The sequence below is a fragment of the Paenibacillus sp. FSL K6-4396 genome, assembly GCF_038002525.1.
GTDB classification, from domain to species: domain Bacteria; phylum Bacillota; class Bacilli; order Paenibacillales; family Paenibacillaceae; genus Paenibacillus; species Paenibacillus amylolyticus_B.
Genome location: NZ_JBBOCR010000001.1, coordinates 4,477,138 through 4,500,256, shown reverse-complemented (window position 1 = coordinate 4,500,256; position 23,119 = coordinate 4,477,138). Strand labels below are relative to the sequence as shown.

At 46.9% G+C, this 23,119-nt stretch carries 26 protein-coding genes; 25 read left to right on the top strand and 1 reads right to left on the bottom strand.

Going from position 1 to position 23,119, the window contains the following annotated elements:
- Positions 1 to 46: 46 nt before the first annotated feature.
- The 10 genes from MHB85_RS19620 (at position 47) to MHB85_RS19575 (ending at position 8,908) form a co-directional block, all read left to right on the top strand.
- Positions 47 to 322: a stage VI sporulation protein F gene (locus MHB85_RS19620; RefSeq protein WP_017687687.1), complete on the top strand. Its 276-nt coding sequence runs from the start codon at positions 47 to 49 to the stop codon at positions 320 to 322.
- Positions 323 to 495: 173 nt separating this feature from the next.
- Positions 496 to 675, top strand: a complete 180-nt coding sequence (locus tag MHB85_RS19615; RefSeq protein WP_017687688.1) for a DUF2768 family protein — start codon at positions 496 to 498, stop codon at positions 673 to 675.
- An 83-nt stretch (positions 676 to 758) separates the two neighbouring features.
- Positions 759 to 1,376 carry a hypothetical protein gene (locus MHB85_RS19610; protein WP_341073532.1) on the top strand — a complete coding sequence of 206 codons (618 nt, stop codon included), beginning with the start codon at positions 759 to 761 and terminating at the stop codon, positions 1,374 to 1,376.
- 17 nt (positions 1,377 to 1,393) lie between these two features.
- Positions 1,394 to 1,744, top strand: coding sequence for a 2Fe-2S iron-sulfur cluster-binding protein (locus MHB85_RS19605; RefSeq protein ID WP_341073531.1), 351 nt, complete (start codon positions 1,394 to 1,396; stop codon positions 1,742 to 1,744).
- Between the two features lie 46 nt (positions 1,745 to 1,790).
- Positions 1,791 to 2,570, top strand: coding sequence for a hypothetical protein (locus MHB85_RS19600; RefSeq protein ID WP_341073529.1), 780 nt, complete (start codon positions 1,791 to 1,793; stop codon positions 2,568 to 2,570).
- Positions 2,571 to 3,011: 441 nt separating this feature from the next.
- Entirely contained in the window at positions 3,012 to 4,490 is a 1,479-nt protein-coding gene (gene spoIVA / locus MHB85_RS19595; protein ID WP_017687692.1) for a stage IV sporulation protein A, read from the top strand.
- A 217-nt stretch (positions 4,491 to 4,707) separates the two neighbouring features.
- Positions 4,708 to 5,805 carry a sugar ABC transporter substrate-binding protein gene (locus MHB85_RS19590; RefSeq protein WP_074095648.1) on the top strand — a complete coding sequence of 366 codons (1,098 nt, stop codon included), beginning with the start codon at positions 4,708 to 4,710 and terminating at the stop codon, positions 5,803 to 5,805.
- A 112-nt stretch (positions 5,806 to 5,917) separates the two neighbouring features.
- A complete protein-coding gene (locus tag MHB85_RS19585) occupies positions 5,918 to 7,435 on the top strand; it encodes a sugar ABC transporter ATP-binding protein (protein ID WP_341073528.1) in 1,518 nt (505 codons plus the stop codon).
- Entirely contained in the window at positions 7,432 to 8,418 is a 987-nt protein-coding gene (locus MHB85_RS19580) for an ABC transporter permease (protein ID WP_017687695.1), read from the top strand. The genes MHB85_RS19585 and MHB85_RS19580 overlap by 4 nt, the downstream gene beginning before the upstream one ends.
- Positions 8,419 to 8,635: 217 nt before the next feature.
- Positions 8,636 to 8,908: an HU family DNA-binding protein gene (locus MHB85_RS19575; RefSeq protein ID WP_024630670.1), complete on the top strand. Its 273-nt coding sequence runs from the start codon at positions 8,636 to 8,638 to the stop codon at positions 8,906 to 8,908.
- Between the two features lie 66 nt (positions 8,909 to 8,974).
- Here the strand turns inward: MHB85_RS19575 and MHB85_RS19570 are convergent, their stop codons facing one another.
- Positions 8,975 to 9,136, bottom strand: a complete 162-nt coding sequence (locus tag MHB85_RS19570) for a hypothetical protein (protein ID WP_341008037.1) — start codon at positions 9,134 to 9,136, stop codon at positions 8,975 to 8,977.
- Positions 9,137 to 9,283: 147 nt separating this feature from the next.
- Here MHB85_RS19570 and mtrB point away from each other — a divergent pair, with 147 nt between their 5' ends.
- From mtrB to trpC, 15 genes are all read left to right on the top strand, one after another.
- Positions 9,284 to 9,505, top strand: coding sequence for a trp RNA-binding attenuation protein MtrB (gene mtrB / locus MHB85_RS19565; protein ID WP_017687697.1), 222 nt, complete (start codon positions 9,284 to 9,286; stop codon positions 9,503 to 9,505).
- 121 nt (positions 9,506 to 9,626) lie between these two features.
- Positions 9,627 to 10,178 (top strand): hypothetical protein, encoded by a 552-nt coding sequence (locus MHB85_RS19560; protein WP_341073527.1) that lies wholly within the window; start codon positions 9,627 to 9,629, stop codon positions 10,176 to 10,178.
- 101 nt (positions 10,179 to 10,279) lie between these two features.
- Positions 10,280 to 11,143, top strand: a complete 864-nt coding sequence (locus MHB85_RS19555) for a heptaprenyl diphosphate synthase component 1 (RefSeq protein ID WP_253501387.1) — start codon at positions 10,280 to 10,282, stop codon at positions 11,141 to 11,143.
- Positions 11,144 to 11,158: 15 nt separating this feature from the next.
- Complete coding sequence (locus MHB85_RS19550) at positions 11,159 to 11,887, top strand: demethylmenaquinone methyltransferase (protein ID WP_264927490.1); 729 nt, start codon at positions 11,159 to 11,161, stop codon at positions 11,885 to 11,887.
- A complete protein-coding gene (locus MHB85_RS19545; protein ID WP_341008036.1) occupies positions 11,880 to 12,746 on the top strand; it encodes a UbiA-like polyprenyltransferase in 867 nt (288 codons plus the stop codon). The genes MHB85_RS19550 and MHB85_RS19545 overlap by 8 nt, the downstream gene beginning before the upstream one ends.
- On the top strand, positions 12,747 to 13,367 hold the full coding sequence (locus MHB85_RS19540) for a UbiX family flavin prenyltransferase (protein ID WP_017687702.1): 621 nt from the start codon (positions 12,747 to 12,749) through the stop codon (positions 13,365 to 13,367).
- Positions 13,368 to 13,710: 343 nt separating this feature from the next.
- Complete coding sequence (locus MHB85_RS19535; RefSeq protein WP_341008035.1) at positions 13,711 to 14,685, top strand: polyprenyl synthetase family protein; 975 nt, start codon at positions 13,711 to 13,713, stop codon at positions 14,683 to 14,685.
- Positions 14,686 to 14,839: 154 nt separating this feature from the next.
- Entirely contained in the window at positions 14,840 to 15,283 is a 444-nt protein-coding gene (gene ndk / locus MHB85_RS19530; protein ID WP_017687704.1) for a nucleoside-diphosphate kinase, read from the top strand.
- A 25-nt stretch (positions 15,284 to 15,308) separates the two neighbouring features.
- Positions 15,309 to 16,103 carry a CheR family methyltransferase gene (locus MHB85_RS19525; protein WP_047843560.1) on the top strand — a complete coding sequence of 265 codons (795 nt, stop codon included), beginning with the start codon at positions 15,309 to 15,311 and terminating at the stop codon, positions 16,101 to 16,103.
- 179 nt (positions 16,104 to 16,282) lie between these two features.
- A complete protein-coding gene (gene aroC / locus MHB85_RS19520) occupies positions 16,283 to 17,452 on the top strand; it encodes a chorismate synthase (RefSeq protein ID WP_017687707.1) in 1,170 nt (389 codons plus the stop codon).
- A gap of 1 nt (position 17,453) precedes the next feature.
- Positions 17,454 to 18,548, top strand: a complete 1,095-nt coding sequence (gene aroB / locus MHB85_RS19515; RefSeq protein ID WP_341073526.1) for a 3-dehydroquinate synthase — start codon at positions 17,454 to 17,456, stop codon at positions 18,546 to 18,548.
- A gap of 5 nt (positions 18,549 to 18,553) precedes the next feature.
- Positions 18,554 to 18,931: a chorismate mutase gene (aroH, locus tag MHB85_RS19510; RefSeq protein ID WP_047843558.1), complete on the top strand. Its 378-nt coding sequence runs from the start codon at positions 18,554 to 18,556 to the stop codon at positions 18,929 to 18,931.
- A 718-nt stretch (positions 18,932 to 19,649) separates the two neighbouring features.
- Entirely contained in the window at positions 19,650 to 21,218 is a 1,569-nt protein-coding gene (gene trpE / locus MHB85_RS19505; RefSeq protein ID WP_091018030.1) for an anthranilate synthase component I, read from the top strand.
- Between the two features lie 68 nt (positions 21,219 to 21,286).
- Positions 21,287 to 22,327, top strand: coding sequence for an anthranilate phosphoribosyltransferase (trpD, locus tag MHB85_RS19500; RefSeq protein ID WP_091018280.1), 1,041 nt, complete (start codon positions 21,287 to 21,289; stop codon positions 22,325 to 22,327).
- Entirely contained in the window at positions 22,317 to 23,105 is a 789-nt protein-coding gene (gene trpC, locus MHB85_RS19495) for an indole-3-glycerol phosphate synthase TrpC (RefSeq protein ID WP_076250003.1), read from the top strand. The genes trpD and trpC overlap by 11 nt, the downstream gene beginning before the upstream one ends.
- Positions 23,106 to 23,119: the final 14 nt, after the last annotated feature.

The following is a 23,119-nucleotide window of genomic DNA, read 5'->3' as shown; positions in this document are numbered from 1 at the left end:
CAGACTCATACTATACACATGAGTATTGCCGGAGGAGGGGAGACGAATGGGTAACAACATTTCCAAAGATGCACTGAATGCAATCAACAAGAAAACGGGTAAAACGATAACGGAAGGTGCCGTTAAGAAATTGGCAAGCACGGTGAAACCAACGACGATTCAGAATGAAGCTCAGTTGCGCCAATTGATCAAACAAGTATCCGCCATGGCGAAAGTCCCGGTATCTGAGGATACAGTTAAGGATATTGTGAGTGCGGTCAAGAAAAGCGGATTGAATCCGAGCAGTATGGAATCGTTAATGAAAATGATGATGAAAAAATAATAGATCACACCCGCTTGTGCAGGTGATCCAGTAAGACAAAAAGACGAGTCGGCTTCTGCCGGCTTGCTTTTTTGTCTTTTTTTTGGAAAGTTGAGCTGAATTTCGTGTTATAATGGTTGCAATTGTCACAGTGTCAGTGATGAATATCGGACTGAAGGGGAGACTGTTGGATTATGAGCGCAATGGACAAGATGTGGCTGTCATTGGTGGCCATCCTCATTATGGGACTATCTGTATTCCTGATTACGTTTGCTCGTGCCAAAACAAAAGGTATTGTACGGGGGATTCTTTCTCTGATTGCATTTTTGATTATGCTGATTGGCTTTTTCGGTGGAATCGCTTCTCTGACCTGATTTCCCATGCCTGAAAGATAACATCCGCATAAGCACATCATAAGAACTGACACAATGAACACGGATGAGGGGAGTGTGAGCCTATGGGGCCGCATGATACGGAGGGTCGGACAGAGCGTTATCCGGAATTACACGCGGCTTTGCTGGAAACGGCCAAAGCCTGGAACACACAGCCGCAGACATGGTTACTTGGAGGGAGTTGTGGGTTGCTGCTTCAAGGGGTGGAGTTGCAACAGGCTCCGAGAGATATTGATATCTATGCGGATGTTGCTGCTGCTAAGGAACTTCACCTTAGCGCTCCGGGGGAAATGCTTGACGAGCCTACAGTGGACAAGACAGGACCGTATGCTTCTCTGTTGAGCCACTATCAGGTGGGTGAATGTGCGCTGGAACTGGTTGGTGGTTTCGAAATATGGGCTCGCAAAAGTTGGTACCGTATCGAGATTGAACATGTACTTGCTCCGCATGCACCAGTAGCACAAGTGGGTTCATATAGCCTGCGACTGATGCCGCTTGCGCATGAGCTGTTGTTTAATCTGCTGCGAGGTCGTGAAGATCGTTATGTCCCCATTGCGACACAGATGCGCGAGCAGCCAGATGCACATCAACCTATAATGATGCTTTTAAGTCAACAGAATGTATGGACAAACCGCTTCAGAGCCGAAGTGGAAGAGCTTGTTGGCTTTACATGGCCCCAGTAGGTTGAGGGAGGAAAATGATGGACTATAAAGTTACTTTTTTACCTATGAACAAATCGATAGCGCTCAAACCAGGGGCAACACTTCTGCATGCAGCACGACGTGCTGGAGTCAAGATTACGACCCGATGTGATGGTAAAGCGGCTTGCCTGATGTGCAAAGTCAATGTGGATGAAGAACATCGGGCGGAACTGTATCCACCAACAGATGCAGAAAAGCGCAAGCTGGGTTCACTGTTGGAAGCAGGTATAAGACTGTCCTGTCAGGCCAAGGTGAGTGGATCTCTATCGGTTCATGTTCCAGAGGACCCGCTGAAGGCAGCCATTCGGAAACAACTGGAACGTCAACAACAGGAAGACGACTGGTTCTGAGCGTTATGAAATTGATTCTCTAATGAGTTATTCAAGGAGGACACGAATGATTAGGAACAAGCCAAAATGTGTGGAAGGAAGCGGGCGGCAGCGTCTGAAACATCAGACGGGCGGTCTGCTGTTATTCCTGTTGTTTGCTTTTACAGCAACTGGTTGTATGTATCCATCCCAGAGCAATTCGGACCCTAAGATAGCCTATCGGGAAAGCGTGAGCCGTATCCAGAGTGCGGTCGAGGCATTCCAGCAAGATGAGGGGATTTTGCCAATCATCAATGCAGATATGGAAACGCCAAAATATGAAAAGTTCAGAGTGGATCTGCCCAAGTTGAAACAACTGGGGTATCTGGATGAAATACCAGGGACTGCTTTTGAAAGTGGTGGGAGCGCTTACTTCCTTATTCAGGACGAAGAAGTGAATCCGACCGTTAAAGTGATGGATCTTCTGACCGTACAGAAAGTAAACGATGTGCAACGAATGGTTAATCAATATAAGTCCGTACATAACAATAAGCTGCCAAGCGGGGAAGAAATGTATCCGGGGTTATATGCTGTGGATATGGAGCAGGCTGCTCAGGCAGGTACTCCTTCCCTAACGTTGAATAGTGTATATTCAGGTCAGGCCTTACCTTTTATGATGGATGACGAAGGAAAGGTCTATGTAGATTATGCTTTTGACATTATGCAGGCAGTGGAAAAGTCAGACGTGTCTCCAGCAGAGACTGAGGATGTTCGGGATTTGCTGGTGGAACACTCCTACTTCGTACCTGTAAAATCCGTTTTCTACGCTTGGCAAAATAATGCGCCGGTTGCCCAGCCAATAAAATAAGCATGGTTGCAATTCAAATGCCCACCAAGGCTCTAATGGTTCAAAAAGAGATATTCCAAATAAGGGATATCTCTTTTTTCTTTTGTCCGTATGAGCAATAACCGTCATAAAAGCTTCACGGATCACATAAAGTAGATTGAAATAAAGACGCGCAGTCCGAGATCGGGGGATTCTCCTAATGTCATCGCCATAAGATAAAAAAACAAAAATACGCGTCATATTGCCGCATACGGATACATAAGATGATACTAGTCCAATTGCATGTACGAGTTAACGCCGCTCTCGCCGGTTTCATCAGAATGCAACGTTCGGCGGCGGACGACTTCCGGGCACTCACAAAGGCGGCTCTACCGTTGCAGGGATTTCAGTCTTCTGATTGAAAAAACGAAGCGGATGCTCTTTAGCATTTTTCCTTCGGAGTAATTTAGGGAGGGGATTTCATTGGAGAAAGTGGACATTTTTAAGGACATAGCTGAGCGGACCGGAGGGGATATTTATCTCGGGGTTGTCGGCGCAGTCCGGACGGGAAAATCAACATTTATTAAACGATTCATGGAAACGATCGTATTGCCTAACATCGCAAGCGAGGCTGATCGTGCCCGTGCAGTGGATGAACTTCCACAGAGTGCAGCAGGTAAAACCATCATGACTACCGAACCAAAATTCGTACCAAATAACGCAGTCCAGATCAAGGTGGCAGAAGGACTCGATGTCAATGTGCGTCTTGTGGATTGTGTAGGTTACGCGGTGGAAGGAGCCAAGGGATACGAGGATGAGAATGGTCCACGCATGATCTCCACGCCTTGGTTCGAGGAACCAATTCCATTCCAGGAAGCCGCCGAGATTGGTACTCGCAAAGTCATTCAGGAGCATTCTACACTGGGTGTTGTGGTAACAACAGACGGCACAATCGCCGAAATTGCCCGCAGTTCCTATGTGGAATCTGAAGAACGGGTCATTGCGGAATTAAAAGAAGTGGGTAAACCGTTTGTCCTGGTCATCAACTCCACTCGTCCTCGCAGTGAAGAAGCCCTGCAATTGCGTAGTGAGCTTGCTGCCAAATACGACATTCCGGTGATGACACTCAGTGCAGCGACCATGACGGAAGATGATGTGACGGGTGTACTTCGTGAAGTGCTCTATGAGTTCCCTGTGCATGAAGTGAATGTAAACTTGCCGAGCTGGGTTATGGTACTCAATGAGACTCACTGGCTGCGTAGCAACTACGAAAACTCCGTACGAGATACCGTTAAGGATATTCGCAGACTTCGTGACGTGGATCGGGTTGTCGCTCAGTTCATGGAATATGAATTCATTGATCGCGCAGGCCTGAGTGGCATGAATATGGGGCAGGGTGTAGCCGAAATAGACCTGTACGCACCGGATGAGCTGTATGATCAGATTCTCGTGGAAGTGGTTGGCATCGAGATTCGCGGTAAGGATCATCTGCTGCAATTGATGCAGGAATTCTCGCATGCGAAGAGAGAATATGACCGCTTCGCAGAAGCGCTGGAGATGGTCAAAACGACCGGATACGGCATTGCTGCTCCATCTCTTGCCGAGATGGCTCTGGATGAACCTGAGCTCATTCGTCAGGGCACCAAATTTGGCGTACGTCTGAAAGCAACGGCACCGTCCATTCACATGATCCGGGTTGATGTGGAATCGGAGTTCGCTCCAATCATCGGTACGGAGAAACAAAGTGAGGAACTGGTGAGATACCTGATGCAGGACTTCGAGAACGATCCGATCAAGGTATGGGATTCAGACATGTTTGGTCGTTCACTGCACTCCATCGTGCGAGAAGGTATCCAGGGCAAGATTGCCATGATGCCGGATAATGCAAGATACAAATTGCAAGAGACGCTTGGAAGAATCATTAACGAAGGTTCAGGCGGCTTGATCGCTATCATTCTGTAAGACATCAAAAGACCGTAAGGGGGCATCCCCTCGCGGTCTTTTTTACGTGATTTCTTTATTTTGGATGAAATGGATAGGAAGAATAGTACTTTCGAAAAAACTTAGCGAGTTTTAGCTTTAAATTGCTAAAACCCATTTACATACTAGGGATTAGCCGTTATATTAATATTCAACTATTGTGATCGAGATCACAGAGATTGGACAGGGGGATACAGAGATGAAAAGAAGAGAGACAAAATGGCTATGGTTGAGTGTGTTATTAGTATTTACATTGGCGCTGTCCGCTTGCGGAATCAAAAAAGAACCGGCAGCAACTCCGGCTTCGGGTGCATCAGATGATACACCAAAAACGGAAGCAGTTACAGGCCCTCTAAGCGGCAAACGAATTGCACTTATTATGGAGTTTAATACAGGTACTTTCTCGCAGCAATATGTACAAGGTGTAAAAGAAGAAATCGAAAAATTCGGTGGAGAACTGACAACGTTTGTTGCCGATAACGACAAAGCAAAGATGGTATCCTTGCTTGATAGCGCTATTAACCAGAAATTTGATGCCATTCTCACGGATCATGGGGATTCCCTATTAGAGCCAGGCGTGAAGAAGGCAGTAGAACAGAATATTCCAGTGGTCGTGTTTGACGCAGCTATCAGTGTTCCAGGAGCCACAGTCCTGTCGCAGGATGACCAGAAGATGGCTGAACTGACGCTGGAGCAAATGAAAAAAGATATCAATGGACAAGGTAATATTGTCAAAGTATGGGTAGCTGGTTTCGCACCGATGGAACGCCGTCAGATTGCATACGGTGAATTCATGAAAGCCAATCCGGACATCAAAGAAATAGCTACATTCGGTTCTGCACAGAACCCGGCGCTGGATACTCAAGCCAAAATGGAAGCTATTCTCAAGCAGTATCCAAAAGGTGAGATTACAGCTGTATGGACTGCATGGGATGAGTTCGCCAAAGGTGCGGCACGTGCGATTCAACAAGCTGGACGTGATGAGATCAAAGTGTATGGTATTGATATGAGTGACGAGGACCTGCAAATGATTCAGGACCCGAAAAATCCTTGGGTTGCTTCTGCGGCTGTTGATCCAACAGATATTGGTCGCGTCCAGGTACGTTATGCTTATCAGAAACTGAACGGGGACGAGACAGAAGATGCAGTTGTTCTTAACCCGGTCTATGTTCAACGTGAAGCTCTGCCAGATAAACAAATCTCCACTTCGGAGCTGTCTGAGTTCGTTGAAGGTTGGGGTGGCAGCACACAAGGAATCAAGGACTGGATGAGCGAATACGGAATTACTGCTAAATAAGCAGCGTATGGGAAGCGCGCCGCAAGGCGCGCTTTTTTAACCATAATGAAGATATGTGTAGTCTGGATGAAAAAGGGATACTCCCGTATGGGAACGATTGGAGGTTAACATCATGAGCACTGCACCGATTCTGCTTCAAATGGAACATATCCACAAGCAGTTTTCAGGTATTCCTGCACTGAAGGATGTGGATTTCTCTGTAAAAGGCGGGGAGATTCATGCGCTGCTGGGTGCCAATGGTGCCGGTAAAAGCACGTTAATGAAAATTTTGTCTGGTGCCTATCCATTGGATCAGGGGACGATCCAATTGAGTGGACAAGCTCTTCACCTGAGTTCTCCGGGAGACGCGAAGGCAAATGGGATTCACTGTGTCTATCAGGAAGTGGACGCGGCACTGGTGCCACAGCTGACGGCTGCGGAGAACATTATGTTGGATCAGTTGGCTTCATCTGCTGGAGGTTGGTGGAAAAGTCCACGGAAGCTGCAACAGCACGCGGTTGAGGCGTTGAAGCAATTAGGGGCGGACATATCCGTTCACCAAAAAGTGGCCGATCTGACGCTTGCAGAAAAACAGATGATTTTGCTGGCACGGATTTTGATTCAGGATGCCAAAGTCATCATTTTTGATGAACCGACTGCACCGCTGAGCCAGGAAGAAACGGATGCATTTTTCCGGATTGTTCATCTCCTGAAGGATCGGGGCGTTGCCTGTATTTTCATTACCCATCGTCTTGCTGAAGTGACGGGTCACTGTGATCGCGTTACGGTTATGAGAGATGGGCAACACGTATTTACCGGTGAAGCAAAGGGACTGACGATCAACGATTTGGTTACACAGATGCTGGGCAAACCATTCGAAGAAGAGTTTCCGAAGACGGAAGCACCCGTGGGAGAGCTGTTATTGGAGGCACGTGGGCTTCGTCGTGGAGTGAAGGTTAAAGGTGTTAACCTCTCTGTACGCCGAGGTGAAGTCCTCGCTGTGGTGGGCCTGGTAGGCGCGGGTAAAACGGAAAGCTCTCGTTTGCTAATTGGTGCAGATCGGCTGGAGGGAGGCGAGATCCGGCTTAACAACCGTAATCTCCGCCTGTCTCAGCCTGCGGATGCGGCGGCTCTGGGGATTGTTTCTGTACCGGAGGAGCGACGTAAACAAGGAATCCTGATTCAGGAGAACGTGGAACGGAATTTAAGTCTGCCTTTGCTAAGCCGTCTTAGTACATTAGGTTTCGTAAGCCGCAAGCGGGAACGTCTGAATGCAGAGTCATTGGTGAAACAGCTTGGAATTAAAACATCGTCCGTGAAACAGGAAGTGAAATATCTAAGCGGTGGTAATCAGCAGAAGGTAGCCATTGGTAAATGGCTTAATGCGGATGCGGATGTATTTATATTTGATGAGCCAACCAAAGGCGTAGATATCGGGGCAAAAAGTGACATTTTCCGCATCATCAATGAACTGGCTTTGGCGGGCAAGGGTGTAATCTATTTCACCTGTGAACTGGATGAAGGCATGGGAATTGGTGACCGAATCGCTGTCATGTGTGAGGGTGTTATCGTAAAAGAGTTCAAACGAGGCGAGACTAACCAAGAACAGCTGCTATACTATGCAAGCGGTGGACAAGAGGTGCAATCATGAAGGATAAATCACTGGATTTTGCGTTCCGTTACGGGGCGATTATAGTCATCATAGGTGTTATCGCATTTTTCGGCATTAAATTGCCTTATTTCTTTACGTACAGTAACTTGACCGATATTTTGGGCTCGATCTCTATCGTTACGTTTGTAGCGATCGGTGTTACGTTATCTCTCATTGTTGATGGATTTGATCTCTCGGTTGGGGCGACTGTCTCATTAACTACCGTTGTTACTGCTTCGTTAATGATTTGGTATCAACAACCACTGGCGATCGTCATTATCGTGCCATTGATTATCGGCGCTGTTATTGGTTTACTGAACGCTTTGCTAATTGTAAAATTGCGTATTCCGGATTTGCTGGCAACCCTTGCGACGATGTACATCATCGGAGGTATTCACAAAACGTATGCACAGGGATATACCATTTACAATCACATGCAGTTCCCTGACGGGAGCAAAGCTGCGGGAGAGATGGACCCGACATTCCTGCTTATAGGGCAGGGTAAATGGCTTGGTATGCCGATATCAGTTATCATGCTACTTATTGCAGTAATAGGTGTGCATATCTTTTTGACGTATACGAAATATGGGCGCCAGATGTACATTACAGGTGGGAATGAGGAAGCTGCACGGTTGTCTGGAATCAAGGTGAAAAAGGTGCGTACACTCGCCTATGTAGCGGCTGGAGTGTTTGCAGCAATCGGGGGTATCATCTATGCCTCCAAAGTAGGATCCGGTCAAATTGATGCGGGATCACCGTTGTTAATGGAATCCGTAGCTGCAGTATTTGTCGGTTTCTCTGTGTTTGGTGCGGGTAAACCCAATGTCATCGGAACCTTCATTGGTTCGGTTCTGATTGGTGTACTTGTGAACGGTTTAACGATGATGAACGTACAGTATTTCACACATGATATTGTAAAAGGTGGGGTTCTCGTGCTTGCCCTGGCAGTTACATTTTACGTCTTAAACCGCAACCGGACTTGAAATTGTGGGCTGTCTGTATTAGTATGAAATTTGTTCGGCGTCTGAAATGCCCGTGGTTTCAGACGACATTCTGCCGAAAATGACTGTTGACCGCAGGCGGAGATTTGTGTTCAGCGCTCAAGATGTACGTAGATTTTTTGCGTATGAACGTATATTTCGCTATAAAACGGAAACACAGTATAACATTCAGGACATTGATACAGGAGGTGAAAAACAAATGAACAAATCAGACTTGATTACACATGTATCTGAAGCGACTGAATTGTCCAAGAAAGATGTAACGAAAGCGGTTGATGCCGTATTCGAAGCAATCTCTGAGGCTCTTCAAAGCGGAGATAAAGTACAATTGGTTGGTTTTGGGAACTTCGAAGTTCGCGAGCGCTCTGCACGTAAAGGACGCAACCCGCAAACAGGTGAAGAAATCGAAATTCCTGCGAGCAAAATTCCTGCATTCAAACCAGGTAAAGCGCTCAAAGACGGAATTAAATAAGATTTCTACATATTCCATATGTCGACAAAAAGACCGTGACTTGTTCACGGCCTTTTCTTTTGCCCTTTAACGATGATTCTTGCGGCTATCCGAGTGCTCAGGATCCTCCGGTTGCCCGGTATAAGCAACCAGAATCAGTTCTTCGCCAGCAGCTGCAGACAGATGCTGTTCGATTTCTTTTAACTGATGAATATGCTCGTCTGTAAGTGCGGCAGGGGTGTACTTCATGCAGATTCTCCTTTCTGTGGCTGTACAACTGTAGTATGACCCGAGGGTAGCCGATTCTTACGGTTCATTCGTATAAGGCGCAGGTTGACAAATGAAACAATCTTAATCATCATTAACGCTATCGAACTAAAGAAGGGGACATGCGTGATGGATCATCCAACCGGCAATGATTATATTGTAATTAAGGCAGAGGAAAATGGTGTCCAGGTGATCGGATTAACCCGAGGTCAGGATACACGTTTTCACCACACCGAGAAATTGGACAAAGGTGAAGTGATGTTCGCCCAATTTACCACCCATACTTCAGCTATTAAAATCCGGGGCAAAGCCACGCTGATTACCAAGCATGGACAGATTGAATCGGAGTAATGGACAGATTGAATACATTCAAATGAAGATTGCAGGCATAGCCTGCTTTTTTTCATTGTACAATGAGGTATGAGCCTTTACCGGACAGACTACACTAACAGGTAAAGGCAGGGAGGCGTATATGAAACCGCGGATGATTGTTACTGCTTCAATGCTGGCAACGGTTGCGGCGGTCTTTCTGCTTGTTGCGATACAAACCTTACATATGCGTACTTGGGGCGGGGACAACGTACAGCCTGCCTCTGCATCACATCATCCAGTTCAGCTAACGAATGACAATCTGGTTGATATGCTAAGCTCCATGCAACTATCAACTCCCATTGCAAGAGTGGAATGGAAACAGTCCATTTTGACGTTGGACCTCAAAGTTAAAGGAACGGGTACAAGTTACACTGAAATCTATGAGAACATGGCAGCTGTGGCAGATCTGGGCTTTCGGAGTCTGGATAACGTGGATCAGGTGCTGCTACGTGTGATGGCAGAAGATGAATGGATGCATAAACGACATCTGTTGCTTGCTGCTGATATTCGGCGTGGAGAGTGGCCTCTGTATGCGATTGAAACATTACGGAACTGGAAAAGTGCGGCCTTTTCAGATGAATTGAAGGACTGGTTTCATTTGATGGAGACCGAACTCTGGAAGAAGCAATTCGAAATGACAAGTCAGGGGTAATAGAATAGCAGGATTCAGTGCGTGCCCGTTCAACATATGCTATAATATATAAGATTGTAGTGCAGAAATGGTTTAACAATGTTAAGGCTCGGAGGCTGAGAATGAATTCATATCGCGTACCCCAACTAGCAAAGAAATATACGGATTACGACATGATTCGACAACATACGGAAATCCCATCATTTCCGGATAGCCGGGCACGTCTGTTGCAGGTATTTGTGGGCCGCACAGACGAAAAGGTGCATCAAGAGTTATATGCTCTTGCAACTTCGCTCGTTCAGTTGGCCATGGATACGCATGATCGAATCGATACCATTTCCGGTGAGCGGAAAGAGCAGGAGATGCGTTCACGTCAGTTGAATGTACTCGCCGGGGATTATTTAAGTAGCCGTTTTTATCAATTGCTTGCCCAAGCGGGCAGAATTGAAATGATTGGAAAACTCAGTGGTGCTGTATCCGGAGTGAACGCACGCAAGATGACGCTGTATGAACGGATGAAGAAGCTTCTCGTTTCGGCTGACGAATACTTGCGTGAAACGGTACAGCTGAGGATGCAGCTGTTTCTTTCATTTACAGGCATGATTCAACATAACGAAGAGTCATTATGGAACAGCCTGTTGACCGAATTCAGCTCCTGCGAAACGATCGTGGAAGAACTGAAGCGGATGAATGACGCAAAACAATATCTTCACAGCTATGCATACTGGCACATATACGAGCATGGTAATGACGATGAGCGCAATGTGTTGCGTCAGTCTGAACCGGATGCACGTGCATGGAACGCTATGGTGCTGAAGCATAGGGTTGGCGAGGTTTTGCTGGACAAGCTTCGCGAGTGTACACACCGCATTCAACTGTTGTTGCAAGACGAGGAAGGGCGGATGGGCTTGCATGAGATACACGCAATTCTAGAGCCTTACTTGGCATATTTGCAGCCTTCACATGCGGCAGTAAGGGAAGATTGAGGGGGAGACAGACGAATGGGGAGCGGAGAGACCAAACCGAAAGAAGAATATGTCCATTCGGTTTTTCAGAGTATAGCCGGAAAATATGATGTCATGAACGATATTCTAAGTTTCCGCAGGCATAAGGCTTGGCGTAAATTCACCATGAAAAAGATGAATATGTCCAAAGGCGATACCGGTCTTGATTTGTGCTGCGGCACATGTGACTGGACGCTTGCTATGGCAGAGGCAAGTGAAACGGGGCACATGCACGGACTTGATTTCAGTAGCAACATGCTGGAGGTCGGCCAGACAAAGATCAATGCGGTGCAACGTCAAAAGCAGATTACCCTGACACAGGGAAATGCCATGTCACTTCCTTTTGAAGACAATTCATTTGATTATGTGACGATCGGGTTTGGGTTGCGTAATGTACCTGATCTCAGACAAGTGTTGTCTGAAATGAAACGTGTGGTCAAACCGGGTGGTATGGTTGTGTGCCTGGAATTGTCCAAGCCAACATGGCAGCCGTTCAAAGGCATTTATTATTTTTATTTTGAGAAAGTTTTACCGAATCTTGCCAAAGTGTTTGCTAAAAGTTTTGAGCAGTACAAATGGCTGCCGGACTCACTGGCCATTTTCCCGGGAAGGAAGGAACTGGCAGACATTTTTGCAGAAACTGGATTACAACAAGTGCAGGCCTACCCTCTCACCGGAGGTATAGCGGCACTGCATATTGGAACCAAGGAGAATCAGCATGTTTAGGAAAATTCGCATCTTTTTAGAAATGATCAAGATTGAACACACGCTTTTTGCTTTACCTTTTGCATTTATGGGGGCCATCCTCGGCTCCATGGTAGTGAATGATACCTTCCCAAGCTGGATGCAGATCATGTGGGTATTGCTTGCGATGGTCGGCGCACGTAGTGCGGCTTTTGGTTTGAACCGAATTATTGACCAAGCGATTGATGGCAAAAATCCGCGTACCGCAATGAGAGCCATCCCGGCAGGACTGTTGAAAAATGGGGAAGTTGTTATATTTGTCATTATCTCATTTATATTGTTATTCTGGGCCTCATCCAATCTTAATGTATTATCGATGCAGCTGTTGCCTATTGCTGTGTTTATGTTGGTACTGTATTCGTACACCAAACGATTCACATGGTTATGCCACATTGTTCTCGGAATGACGATTGGTTTGGCACCACTTGGTGGCTGGGTAGCTGTAACAGGAACGATGGATTGGACAGCGATTGTGCTGTACGTTACGATTGTGTTCTGGACAGCGGGCTTTGATATTATCTATGCATGTCAGGATTTGGAATTCGATCAGGGAGAGGGTCTTCACTCCATACCTTCCCGTTTTGGCCTGGTTAAATCCTTGCAGATCGCTAAGTTCTTCCATGTGATTACTGCAATTGGTTTTCTTGCGTTATTGTTGCTGACAGATCTGAGCTGGTGGTATGGCGCAGGCATGTTGGTGACGTATGGAATTCTGTTCTATCAACACTATATTGTATCGCCTAATGATATGAGCCGTGTTCAAACGGCGTTTTTTACCATGAACAGTTTGCTTAGTATAATCGTATTTACGTTCACTCTAATTGATCTGGCGGTGAAATAAATGGTGCAGCAGCCGGACAATAAACGACTGGTTGTCGGAATTACCGGAGCGAGTGGCAGCATATATGGCATTCGATTAATTGAAACGCTGCTTGATTTGGAATATAACGTTCATCTGGTCATATCCAATGCAGGGTGGCGTGTACTGAAAGAAGAATTGGACTGGGATGTGACGAATCGGGACGCGGTGCTGGAAGAAAAATTCGGCAACCGTGCCGGTTCTCTGATCTATCATCCTGTGAGTGATATAGGGGCCTCCATTGCCAGTGGTTCTTATCTGGCCGACGGCATGATTATCATGCCATGTTCGATGGGAACTCTTTCGTCCATCGCGCAGGGATCGTCGGATAATCTGATGTCTCGCGCAGCCGATGTTATGATGAAAGAGGGAAGGACATTGATACTCGTACCACGTGAGACGCCTCTTCATGCAATCCATCTGGAGAACATGCTGAAGCTTTCTCGTCTTGGTGTACGAATGATACCGGCTATGCCTGCTTTTTATTACAAACCTCAGACGATGGATGAGTTGATTCTGTTTTTGGTGGGGAAAGTGCTGGATAGCTTGCGCATCCCACATCAACTGTTTACAAGATGGGGAGAACCGGATGAACGGGGATAACGACTGAGTTCGATACAAGGCTGTTTTTTGCCAAAGTGTTGCTCGGTTTATTTGTCCCCCGAATCCCGGGGTATTGGTGAGCACTGATGGTGAGTCTTCATGAACCACAGTCTTGACCCATGCTCCGGCAACTTCTGTATTTTGTTTCAGAACAAGTCGCAGAGTTTAATTTTCGGGTGTCGGCTATGACATTCGGAGAAGAAAAACACGTTAGATTACCTTATAGAACAACACAAGCAAGAACGGTAAGCCGGGTTTTTCGTAATGCCTGCAGGCCCGACTTGCTGGAGGGGAAGGTAAGCATGAATTTATGGACTGACAATACGCTGATACGGGTGAACGAATGAAACTATTGGATATTTTCGGGTTGTTAAAAAAGGACATGGATTACATTGAGAAAGAGTTGTATCGCAGTGTTCGAGGAGAACAGAAGCTGTTGAGTGAAACGTCACTTCATTTGCTCAAAGCAGGAGGAAAACGGTTGCGGCCCGTTTTTGTGTTACTTGGTGGGAAATTTGGTACATACGACATTGAACGTCTGAAGTTGGTTGCGGTTCCGCTGGAACTCATTCATTCGGCATCCCTCGTTCACGATGATGTCATTGATAATGCGGAGACACGCCGAGGCAAACCCACGGTGAAGTCAAAATGGGATAACCGGATTGCCATGTACACTGGAGACTATATCTATGGTAAGGCACTTGAAATGACTGCCGGATTATCCGATCCAGCTATTCATCGTATCCTTGCCAAAGCTATGGTACAGATGTCCATTGGTGAGATGGAGCAAATTCGCGACTTTTTCAATACGGGACAAAGTGTTCGTAACTATCTGCTGCGGATTCGCCGCAAAACAGCACTTCTAATTGCGGTTAGCTGTCAGTTAGGGGCATTGGCTACACGTGCGCCTGAGCATGTATCTTCCCTGTTGTATACATACGGATACAATGTGGGGATGGCTTTCCAGATTCAAGATGATGTACTTGATCTGGTAGGTACTGAGAAACAACTTGGCAAGCCACCTGGCAGTGACATGAAGCAAGGAAATATCACTCTTCCTGTACTTTATGCCTTAGAAGAATCCGATCTGCGGGAACCTTTACTTAATGAAATTTCCCGTGTCCAGCATGAAGAAGGACGGGCAAGTGCATCGGATGCAATTGGAATGATTCGCCAAAGTCAAGGAATTGCTAAAGCAGAAGCCCTTGCTGACCGATATATGAAGAAAGCGCTCGATGCTCTCGATCAGCTACCTAACATCAAGACGACCAAAAACCTGCGTGATATCGCTCATTTTGTGGTTAAACGTACGCATTAAACAATGTATGACCTTCGACTCTCAGATTACTCATACCCAAAGACGAGCAGAACTGTGAGATTCCTCATTGGGAGGATTTGGACATGTATGTTACAATCAGAGGGATTGCGTTTACATAGTGATTAACTTTGAACCGTGAGTGAGGAGTGAGCTGATGGATCGTACATTTTTGATGGTGAAGCCGGATGGTGTGCAGCGTGGATTGATCGGTCGAATTATTAGCCGTCTGGAAGACAAAGGATTTAAGTTGGTGGCAGGCAAATTGGTGCAGATGTCTGAGGATCAGGCAAAACGCCATTATGCTGAACATGAGGGCAAACCGTTTTTCGATGATCTGGTTCGTTTTATCACATCGGGGCCTGTATTTGCCATGGTGTGGGAAGGCGACGATATTGTGGCGCTTGCGCGCATCGTCATCGGAAAAACCAATGTGAAGGAAGCAGCTCCGGGTACCATTCGGGGAGACTTCGCCAGCCACACACCACATAATCTGATTCATGGGGCAGATTCACCGGAAAGTGCTTCCCGTGAAGCAGCAAATTTCTTTGCTTCAGATGAACTGGTGGTTTACGACAAGAGCATCGCAGCCTGGTTGTAATTATTAGCCAAAAGGGTGATACACGATGCTGGAGCAAGAACAACTACTAGACCCGGATTACACCGGATTCATTCGTAAAATCAAAGAGAGCACAGGCATTGATCTTGCTCAATACAAGGAAGGCCAGATGAAAAGAAGGCTGACCACACTTCGCAACAAAAACGGGTTTCATACATTTTCTAACTTTTTTGAAGCTATGCAGAAAGATAAATCATTGTTCTACGAGTTCCTTGATCGTATGACGATCAACGTGTCGGAATTCTGGCGTAATCCCAATCGTTGGGAAGTGCTGCGGGACGAGATCCTGCCTGAGCTGCTGGGGTCCAAGCGTCGTGCTAAAGTTTGGAGTGCGGCCTGTTCAACAGGTGAAGAACCTTATACACTTGCCATGATTCTGGACACGATGGGCATTTTGAAGGACAGCTCCATTACGGCAAGTGATCTGGATGAAGGTGCATTGGCCAAAGCCAAGGAAGGGCGTTATATGGAACGCTCGCTTAAGGATGTGCCAAAGGAAACGGCGAACCGTTACTTCAAGCAGGATGGCTTGGTATATCGTATTGATGAGCAACTCAAAAATTCAATCAAGTTCATGAAACAGAATTTGCTGGTGGACCGTTTTGACGATGGGTACGATCTGATTGTGTGCCGAAATGTCATGATCTATTTTACCGAGGAAGCCAAAAACCTGTTGTATCACAAATTTGCAGCAAGTTTGCGTCCAGGCGGTATTTTGTTTGTGGGTAGTACGGAGCAGATCTTCTCCCCGGGACAATATGGTCTGGAGACAGCAGAGACATTCTTCTATCGGAAAAAATAATGATAATGTTTGTTGAGCCGTCTGAAGCACATGTACATGTGCTTCAGGCGGTTATTTGTATACCAAGTACAAGAAAGAGCCGACTTTCTTGTCAAAGCCGGTCAGCTATACTATAATAAGCAAAGAAATTATGGGATTTTAGCAATGTGAAGTTTAACAGTTTAAAGGGGGAACGTATTATGAGTTTACGCTATTTAACCGCAGGGGAGACGCACGGACCCCAATTGACCGCTATTATTGAAGGATTGCCAAGTAATTTGACGATTGATTTTGAAGAACTGAATTTCCAGCTTCACCGCCGCCAAAAGGGATATGGCCGTGGACGCCGGATGCAGATCGAGAAGGATCAGGCGAATTTTGTTGGTGGTATCCGTCACGGATATACAACAGGTGCTCCGGTAGCGCTGGTTGTTCAAAATAACGACTGGAAACATTGGCAGAATATTATGAATATTGAGCCGATTGAAGGCAGTGACGAAGAGAAACGTCGCGTTCATCGTCCACGTCCCGGACACGCTGATCTGAACGGTGGACTCAAGTATAATCTTAAAGACTTGCGTAACGTACTGGAGCGCTCCAGTGCACGTGAGACAACGGTACGTGTGGCATGTGGCGCCATTGCACGTCAATTCCTGGCTGAATTCGGAATCAAGGTAGCTGGACGTGTACTTCGTATTGGAGAGATCGAAGCTCCGTATCAGGACCTTCCGATTGATGAACTGATCGCTGTGACAGAAGCTTCCTCTGTACGTGTTACGGATGCTGAGACAGAGAAGAAGATGGAAGCCTACATCGACCAAATTAAACAAGAAGGCGATTCCATCGGAGGAATAGTGGAATGTATCGTTGAAGGTGTACCTATTGGTCTTGGTAGTTATGTTCAATACGATCGCAAGCTGGATGCACGAATCGCTCAAGGCGTAATGTCCATTAATGCATTCAAAGGTGTAGAGATTGGTATCGGATTCGAAGCCGGAGTCATTCGGGGATCACAGGTGCATGATGAAATCATGCATACGGATGAGCGCGGCTATCACCGGGCAACCAACCGTCTGGGTGGATTCGAAGGTGGTATGACGAACGGCATGCCAGTAGTTGTACGTGGTGTAATGAAGCCGATCCCAACGTTGTATAAGCCACTGCAAAGTGTCGATATTGATACAAAAGAAGCATTTACGGCTCAGGTTGAGCGCTCGGACGCTTGTGCTGTACCAGCAGCGAGTGTCGTTATGGAGCATGTTGTAGCGTGGGAAATTGCCAAAGCATTCCTGGAGAAATTCGGTGGGGATTCCATGGAAGAGATCCGTGCCAATGTTGCTAGCTATAACGCTCAACTGGAGAATTACTAATATGCGTCAGCTGACGGTACAGTTGGAGGAACGCTCATATCCGATTCTGATTGGCAGCGGTCTATTGGCACAAGCCCCTCAATATTTTGAGCAATATGGCTTGACCAAAAAAAGTCCGTTACTCATCATTACAGATGAACATGTGGCTCCCAAATACTTGTCAGGTTTGGAGCAAACGCTGCGTACGGCTGGTTATACAGTCGTATCTGCGGTTGTGCCCTCTGGTGAAACATCGAAATCTCTTTCGGTGTACCAGGATATGATGACCGTTGCGATCGAAGGCAAACTGGATCGGAGTTCTGCGATTCTGGCCCTAGGTGGTGGTGTCGTAGGTGATCTGGCTGGCTTTGTTGCTGCTACATATATGCGAGGAATCAAGTTTGTTCAAGTACCTACAACGATTTTGGCGCATGACAGCAGTGTAGGCGGCAAGGTGGCTGTCAATCATCCGCTGGCCAAAAATATGATCGGTGCATTCCACCAGCCCGAGCTTGTACTATATGATGTGGACACACTTCAATCCTTGCCGCCACGAGATGTTTCGGCAGGGTTGTCAGAGATGCTGAAGCACGGGCTGATCCGTGATGAGGCTTTTGCACATTGGTGTGAGGAGCATGCGGAGGAGTTGCTTGCGCTTAATCCGGAAGCATTGGGATACGGCTTGGAGCGCGGTTGTGGTATTAAGGCAGAGATTGTATCCAGAGACGAACGTGAAAATGGAGAACGTGCGTTGTTGAACCTGGGACATACGATTGGTCATGCCATTGAAGCGATTGCCGGTTATGGAGAATTCCTGCACGGAGAAGCGATCTCGATCGGTATGGCTGGATCAGCATTGCTTGGTGAGAAGCTTGGTGCGCCAGCAGGGCTATATGAAGATACGGTCCGCATGCTGCGTTCACTTCGCCTTCCAACAACGATGCCTGCACATCTCGACACGGATGCATTAATGGAAGCGATGATGCATGACAAAAAGTTCCGTGAAGGTCATATGGTGTTTATCATTCCTGATCGGATTGGGGCTGCAAGAATTGTGAAGGACGTACCTGTGTCGGCGGTTCGGGACGTCATTGAAATACTCAGGAAGGGAGAATAACAGCAATGGTCACACGGGGAATTCGCGGGGCTACAACAGTCACGCAGAACAACGAAGAACAGATTTTGAAGGAAACGGCTGTATTGTTGCAGGAGATCGTGGATCGCAATGAGATCCAACCGGAAGATATCTGCAGTGTGTGGATTACGTTAACTGGGGATCTGGATGCTGCTTTCCCGGCAAAAGCTATTCGTCAACTGGATGGCTGGGAACTCGTACCACTAATGTGTGCACTGGAGGTTCCTGTTAAAGGTGCCTTGGCGCAGTGCATTCGTTTCATGGTGCATGTGAATACAAACAAAGCTCAGAATGAAATCAACCATGTGTATCTGAACGGTGCACAGGCATTACGTCCGGATTTGGCAGCACCTTCCGGCTCTTAAGTAGTGGGTTGTCAAACCGATCATAATGATGTATAGTGAGAACCAGTTGAGTAGAGTAGAGATTGAGCTGAGAGCAGCTGAGCTAGTGGAGTATATAGCAGAGTCCAGTGGGTGGTAACCGGGGCAACAGAAACCGGTCAACTGATTCACGGTACGTCGTGCTACGGAATAGGTAACAGGAATAGGGAAAATAAACGTGTCATTGGACATCTTTATTTTGGTATAAACACAATCAATGCACTTTCCTATATTTTACGAAATATTGGAATGAGTAGTTGAAGTGTTATAACTGATATATTTTCCCGAATTGGATGATGTGAGATGCATTAATTCAGCGACCTGTGAATAATCCGACGGCGAAGTATAGGGACTTGTTATTTATGAAGCATCACCCTGTTAAATACAGCTTATAACCAAACCTCTACCTGATGGTAGAGGTTTTTTTGTACATATAACCTTTTCTTCTACCCTTATAGGTTCAACTAAACTTTTTACACAAACGGAGAGGACAGAAATAACCTGTTGAAGCGGAGCGTTCGCCTAAAAGCTTTCTGAAAGAAAGCTACATCGGAAGCATACGCTATCACCGGATTTTCCCTTTAGAAAGGGAGTCAAAAAAATCTGGGGATAACAGCGATCGGAAGGTTGTTCTGTCATCGGAGTGTTCAGTGTAAACCTCTCTAGTTGAACTTATATAAATCTGAAAGGACGTGATTTGATGATAACGCCAAACGTTAATCAAGTACTGAAAATGTCGAATGAGTATAATCTGATTCCGGTAGTCAAACGGATTCTGGCAGATATGGAGACTCCGATTCGTATATTCCGCCGTTATGCTGACAACGACCGGGCATTCCTGCTGGAAAGTGTAGAGGGTGGTATTCAATGGGCGAGATACTCGTTCATCGGTACAGATCCGTTCCTGATGATTTCGGCCAAGAAGGGCCGGATTGTTGTAGAAGAAGCAGGGAAGACTCGTGAATTGCCAGGCAAACCGATCGAAGAACTGAAAGCACTGCTGCGTAAGTACCGCAGTCCAAAAGATGATGAACTGCCACCATTCACAGGTGGGGCAATTGGTTTCTTCGGATATGACCTGCTGTCCTATTATGAGAAACTTCCAGCTCACGCGCTGGATGACCTGAATATGGATGACATTCGCTTTATGTTCTGTGACCAGATTATCGTGTTTGACCATGTGAAGCAGCAGATGTTGCTCGTTGGTAATGTACACGTCAAGGACGGTGCAACGGATGACGAGATACGTCAAGCGTATGCAGTGACTTCGGAGAAGCTGGAGCAGGCCGCAGAACGTTTGCAGCAGCAAGGACCAGGGGAGAACCTGAATCCGCGTTCCATTCCGGGAGACATTGAACTGGGGGACATCCGCTCGAACCTCACGAAAGAGCAGTTTATCGGTAATGTGGAGCAAGCCAAAGATTACATTCGCGCAGGTGATATTTTTCAAGTGGTATTATCCCAGCGTTTCCACATTGATACGGAAGTTTCTCCGCTTCACGTGTATCGTGTGCTTCGAACCCTGAATCCATCACCTTATATGTACTACCTCAAAATGGATGATGAGATTATCGTGGGTACTTCGCCTGAAGCGCTGGTCAAGGTGGACGGGAATCGTGTGGAGACACGACCGATTGCAGGCACACGTCCAAGGGGGGCAACCGAAGCGGAAGATCGTGCACTCGCTGCTGATCTGCTCCAGGATGAGAAGGAACGCGCGGAGCATCTGATGCTGGTTGATCTGGGGCGTAACGATCTGGGCCGGGTATCCAGCTTCGGCAGTGTGAAGTGTGACATGTTCATGGAGATTGAACGGTATTCTCACGTGATGCACATGGTATCCAACGTTACGGGCGAGCTTAGAGAAGATAAGGATTTCTTCGATGCATTCCTCTCTTGCTTGCCAGCGGGTACCGTATCCGGTGCACCGAAACTGCGAGCAATGGAGATTATCGCGGAACTGGAGAAAGAGGCACGGGGTGCTTATGCAGGAGCAATCGGATACCTTGGTTTCTCGGGTAACATGGACTCCTGTATTACGATTCGTACGATTATTTTCAAAAAAGGAAAAGCATATGTACAGGCCGGAGCAGGAATCGTATGGGATTCTGTGCCTGAGAATGAATATGAGGAAACGGTTAACAAAGCTAAAGCATTGCTCAAAGCGATTCGAACAGCAGAAGCAATGTTTCCTGCCAAAGAAAAGGACAGCACGTTGAGACTGGCCAATGCAGACTACTTTGTCACACCAGCGGCCGCTAAGAACTGAGAGAGGAGAGACCGGAGATGAACATAAACCCAATAATGAATGAGAACCCTGTAACCCCCATTGCTGAGATCACTCGTGAGGAAGGCATGAAGAATGGCCTGGCGAAGATTCTAGAGGGCAGCCATCTGGAGCAAGCCGAAGCAAGAGATTTGATGTACTCGATTATGAGAGGTGAAGCAACGCCGGCTCAAATCGGAGGTTTGCTGATGGCACTGCGGATGAAAGGGGAAACGGTGGATGAGATCACCGGTTTTGCTGAAGCCATGCGTGGTCAGGGCGGACGAATTCTAACGGATGGTAGCGGCTTGCTGGATACGTGTGGGACAGGTGGATCGGGTATTCACAAATTCAATATTTCCACAGCATCCGCCATTATTGCTTCGGCCGTCTCGGTTCGGGTCGCCAAACATGGCAACCGTTCAGCTTCAGGCAAAGCGGGTAGTGCAGATGTATTAGAGGCACTCGGTGTAAATATCCATCTGAACGGGGAGCAGGCCAGACAATGTCTGGATGATATCGGAATCTGCTTCTGTTTTGCCCAGGTATATCACCCTTCCATGCGACATGCGGCAGGACCAAGAAAAGAGCTGGGTGTTCGTACCATTTTCAATATGCTCGGACCATTAACCAATCCTGCGGGAGCAGATCGCCAATTGCTTGGCCTGTATGATCGTTCCCGGACGCCGATGATTGCTGAAGTACTGAATCGCCTTGGTCTCAAAAGAGCGTTGGTTGTGGCCAGCCATGATGGTCTGGATGAAATCAGTATCTCGGCACCGACTCAGGTATCTGAACTTCGCAATGGTGAAGTGCATACCTATGATATTGATCCACGTGATATGGGCTTGTCCATGCATCCGCTCGAAGCGGTGCTTGGAGGAGATGCGGCACAGAATGCCGAAATTATTAAGAGGATCTTCCAGGGTGAGCAGAGTGCCTATCGCGATGTTGTTCTGTTGAACGCCGGAGCGTGCATCTATGTATCCGGTCTTGCAGATAGCATTGCTGAAGGAGTCACACTTGCCGCAGAAGCGGTAGATTCGGGCAAAGCTGCCGGGAAGCTTGAACAGTTAATTCATACAACGGAGGCGTACAGTCATGTATCTTGATCGAATCGTTGCAACCAAACATAAAGAAGTTGAAGTATTGGCACAGACATTTCGTATGGATGAGGCTATCCAAAAAATCGAACAACTACCCGCAACCCGGGGGTTTGAACAAGCACTATCAAGTGGACGCAATCGCAAACTCGGCCTTATTGCTGAAGTAAAGAAAGCTTCGCCATCCAAAGGGTTGATTCGCCCGGATTTTCATCCGGTAGAGATTGCTGCTGCTTATGAGCGAGCAGGTGCAGATTGCATCTCCGTATTAACGGATGTGTCGTATTTTCAAGGGAGCAATGAGTACTTGCAGGCGATCCATCAAGCGGTGAATATTCCGCTATTACGCAAGGATTTTATTATAGATGAACGACAGATTGCCGAGGCAAGATTACTGGGTGCGGATGCGATACTGCTGATTGCCAGTATTCTGACACCTGAACAGATTCGTCAATATCTGGAATTTGCCAAAAGTTTGGGGCTGGATGCCTTGATTGAAGTCCACGATCGAACAGAACTGGAGCAGGTATTGGAGATTCCGCAGGCAACACTAGTGGGCATCAACAATCGGAATTTGAAAACATTCGAAACCAGTCTGAACACGACACTGGATTTGATGGAATTGATTCCAAGTGGCGTTACCTTGATTAGCGAAAGTGGTATTGACGGACCAGAATCAACAGTACCTCTGATCCAGGCCGGTGTTCATGGTATTCTCGTAGGTGAGCATCTCATGCGCAAGGATGATGTCGAGGCGGCTGTATATGATCTGATGGGACCTAAATGATGAATACTTCCATA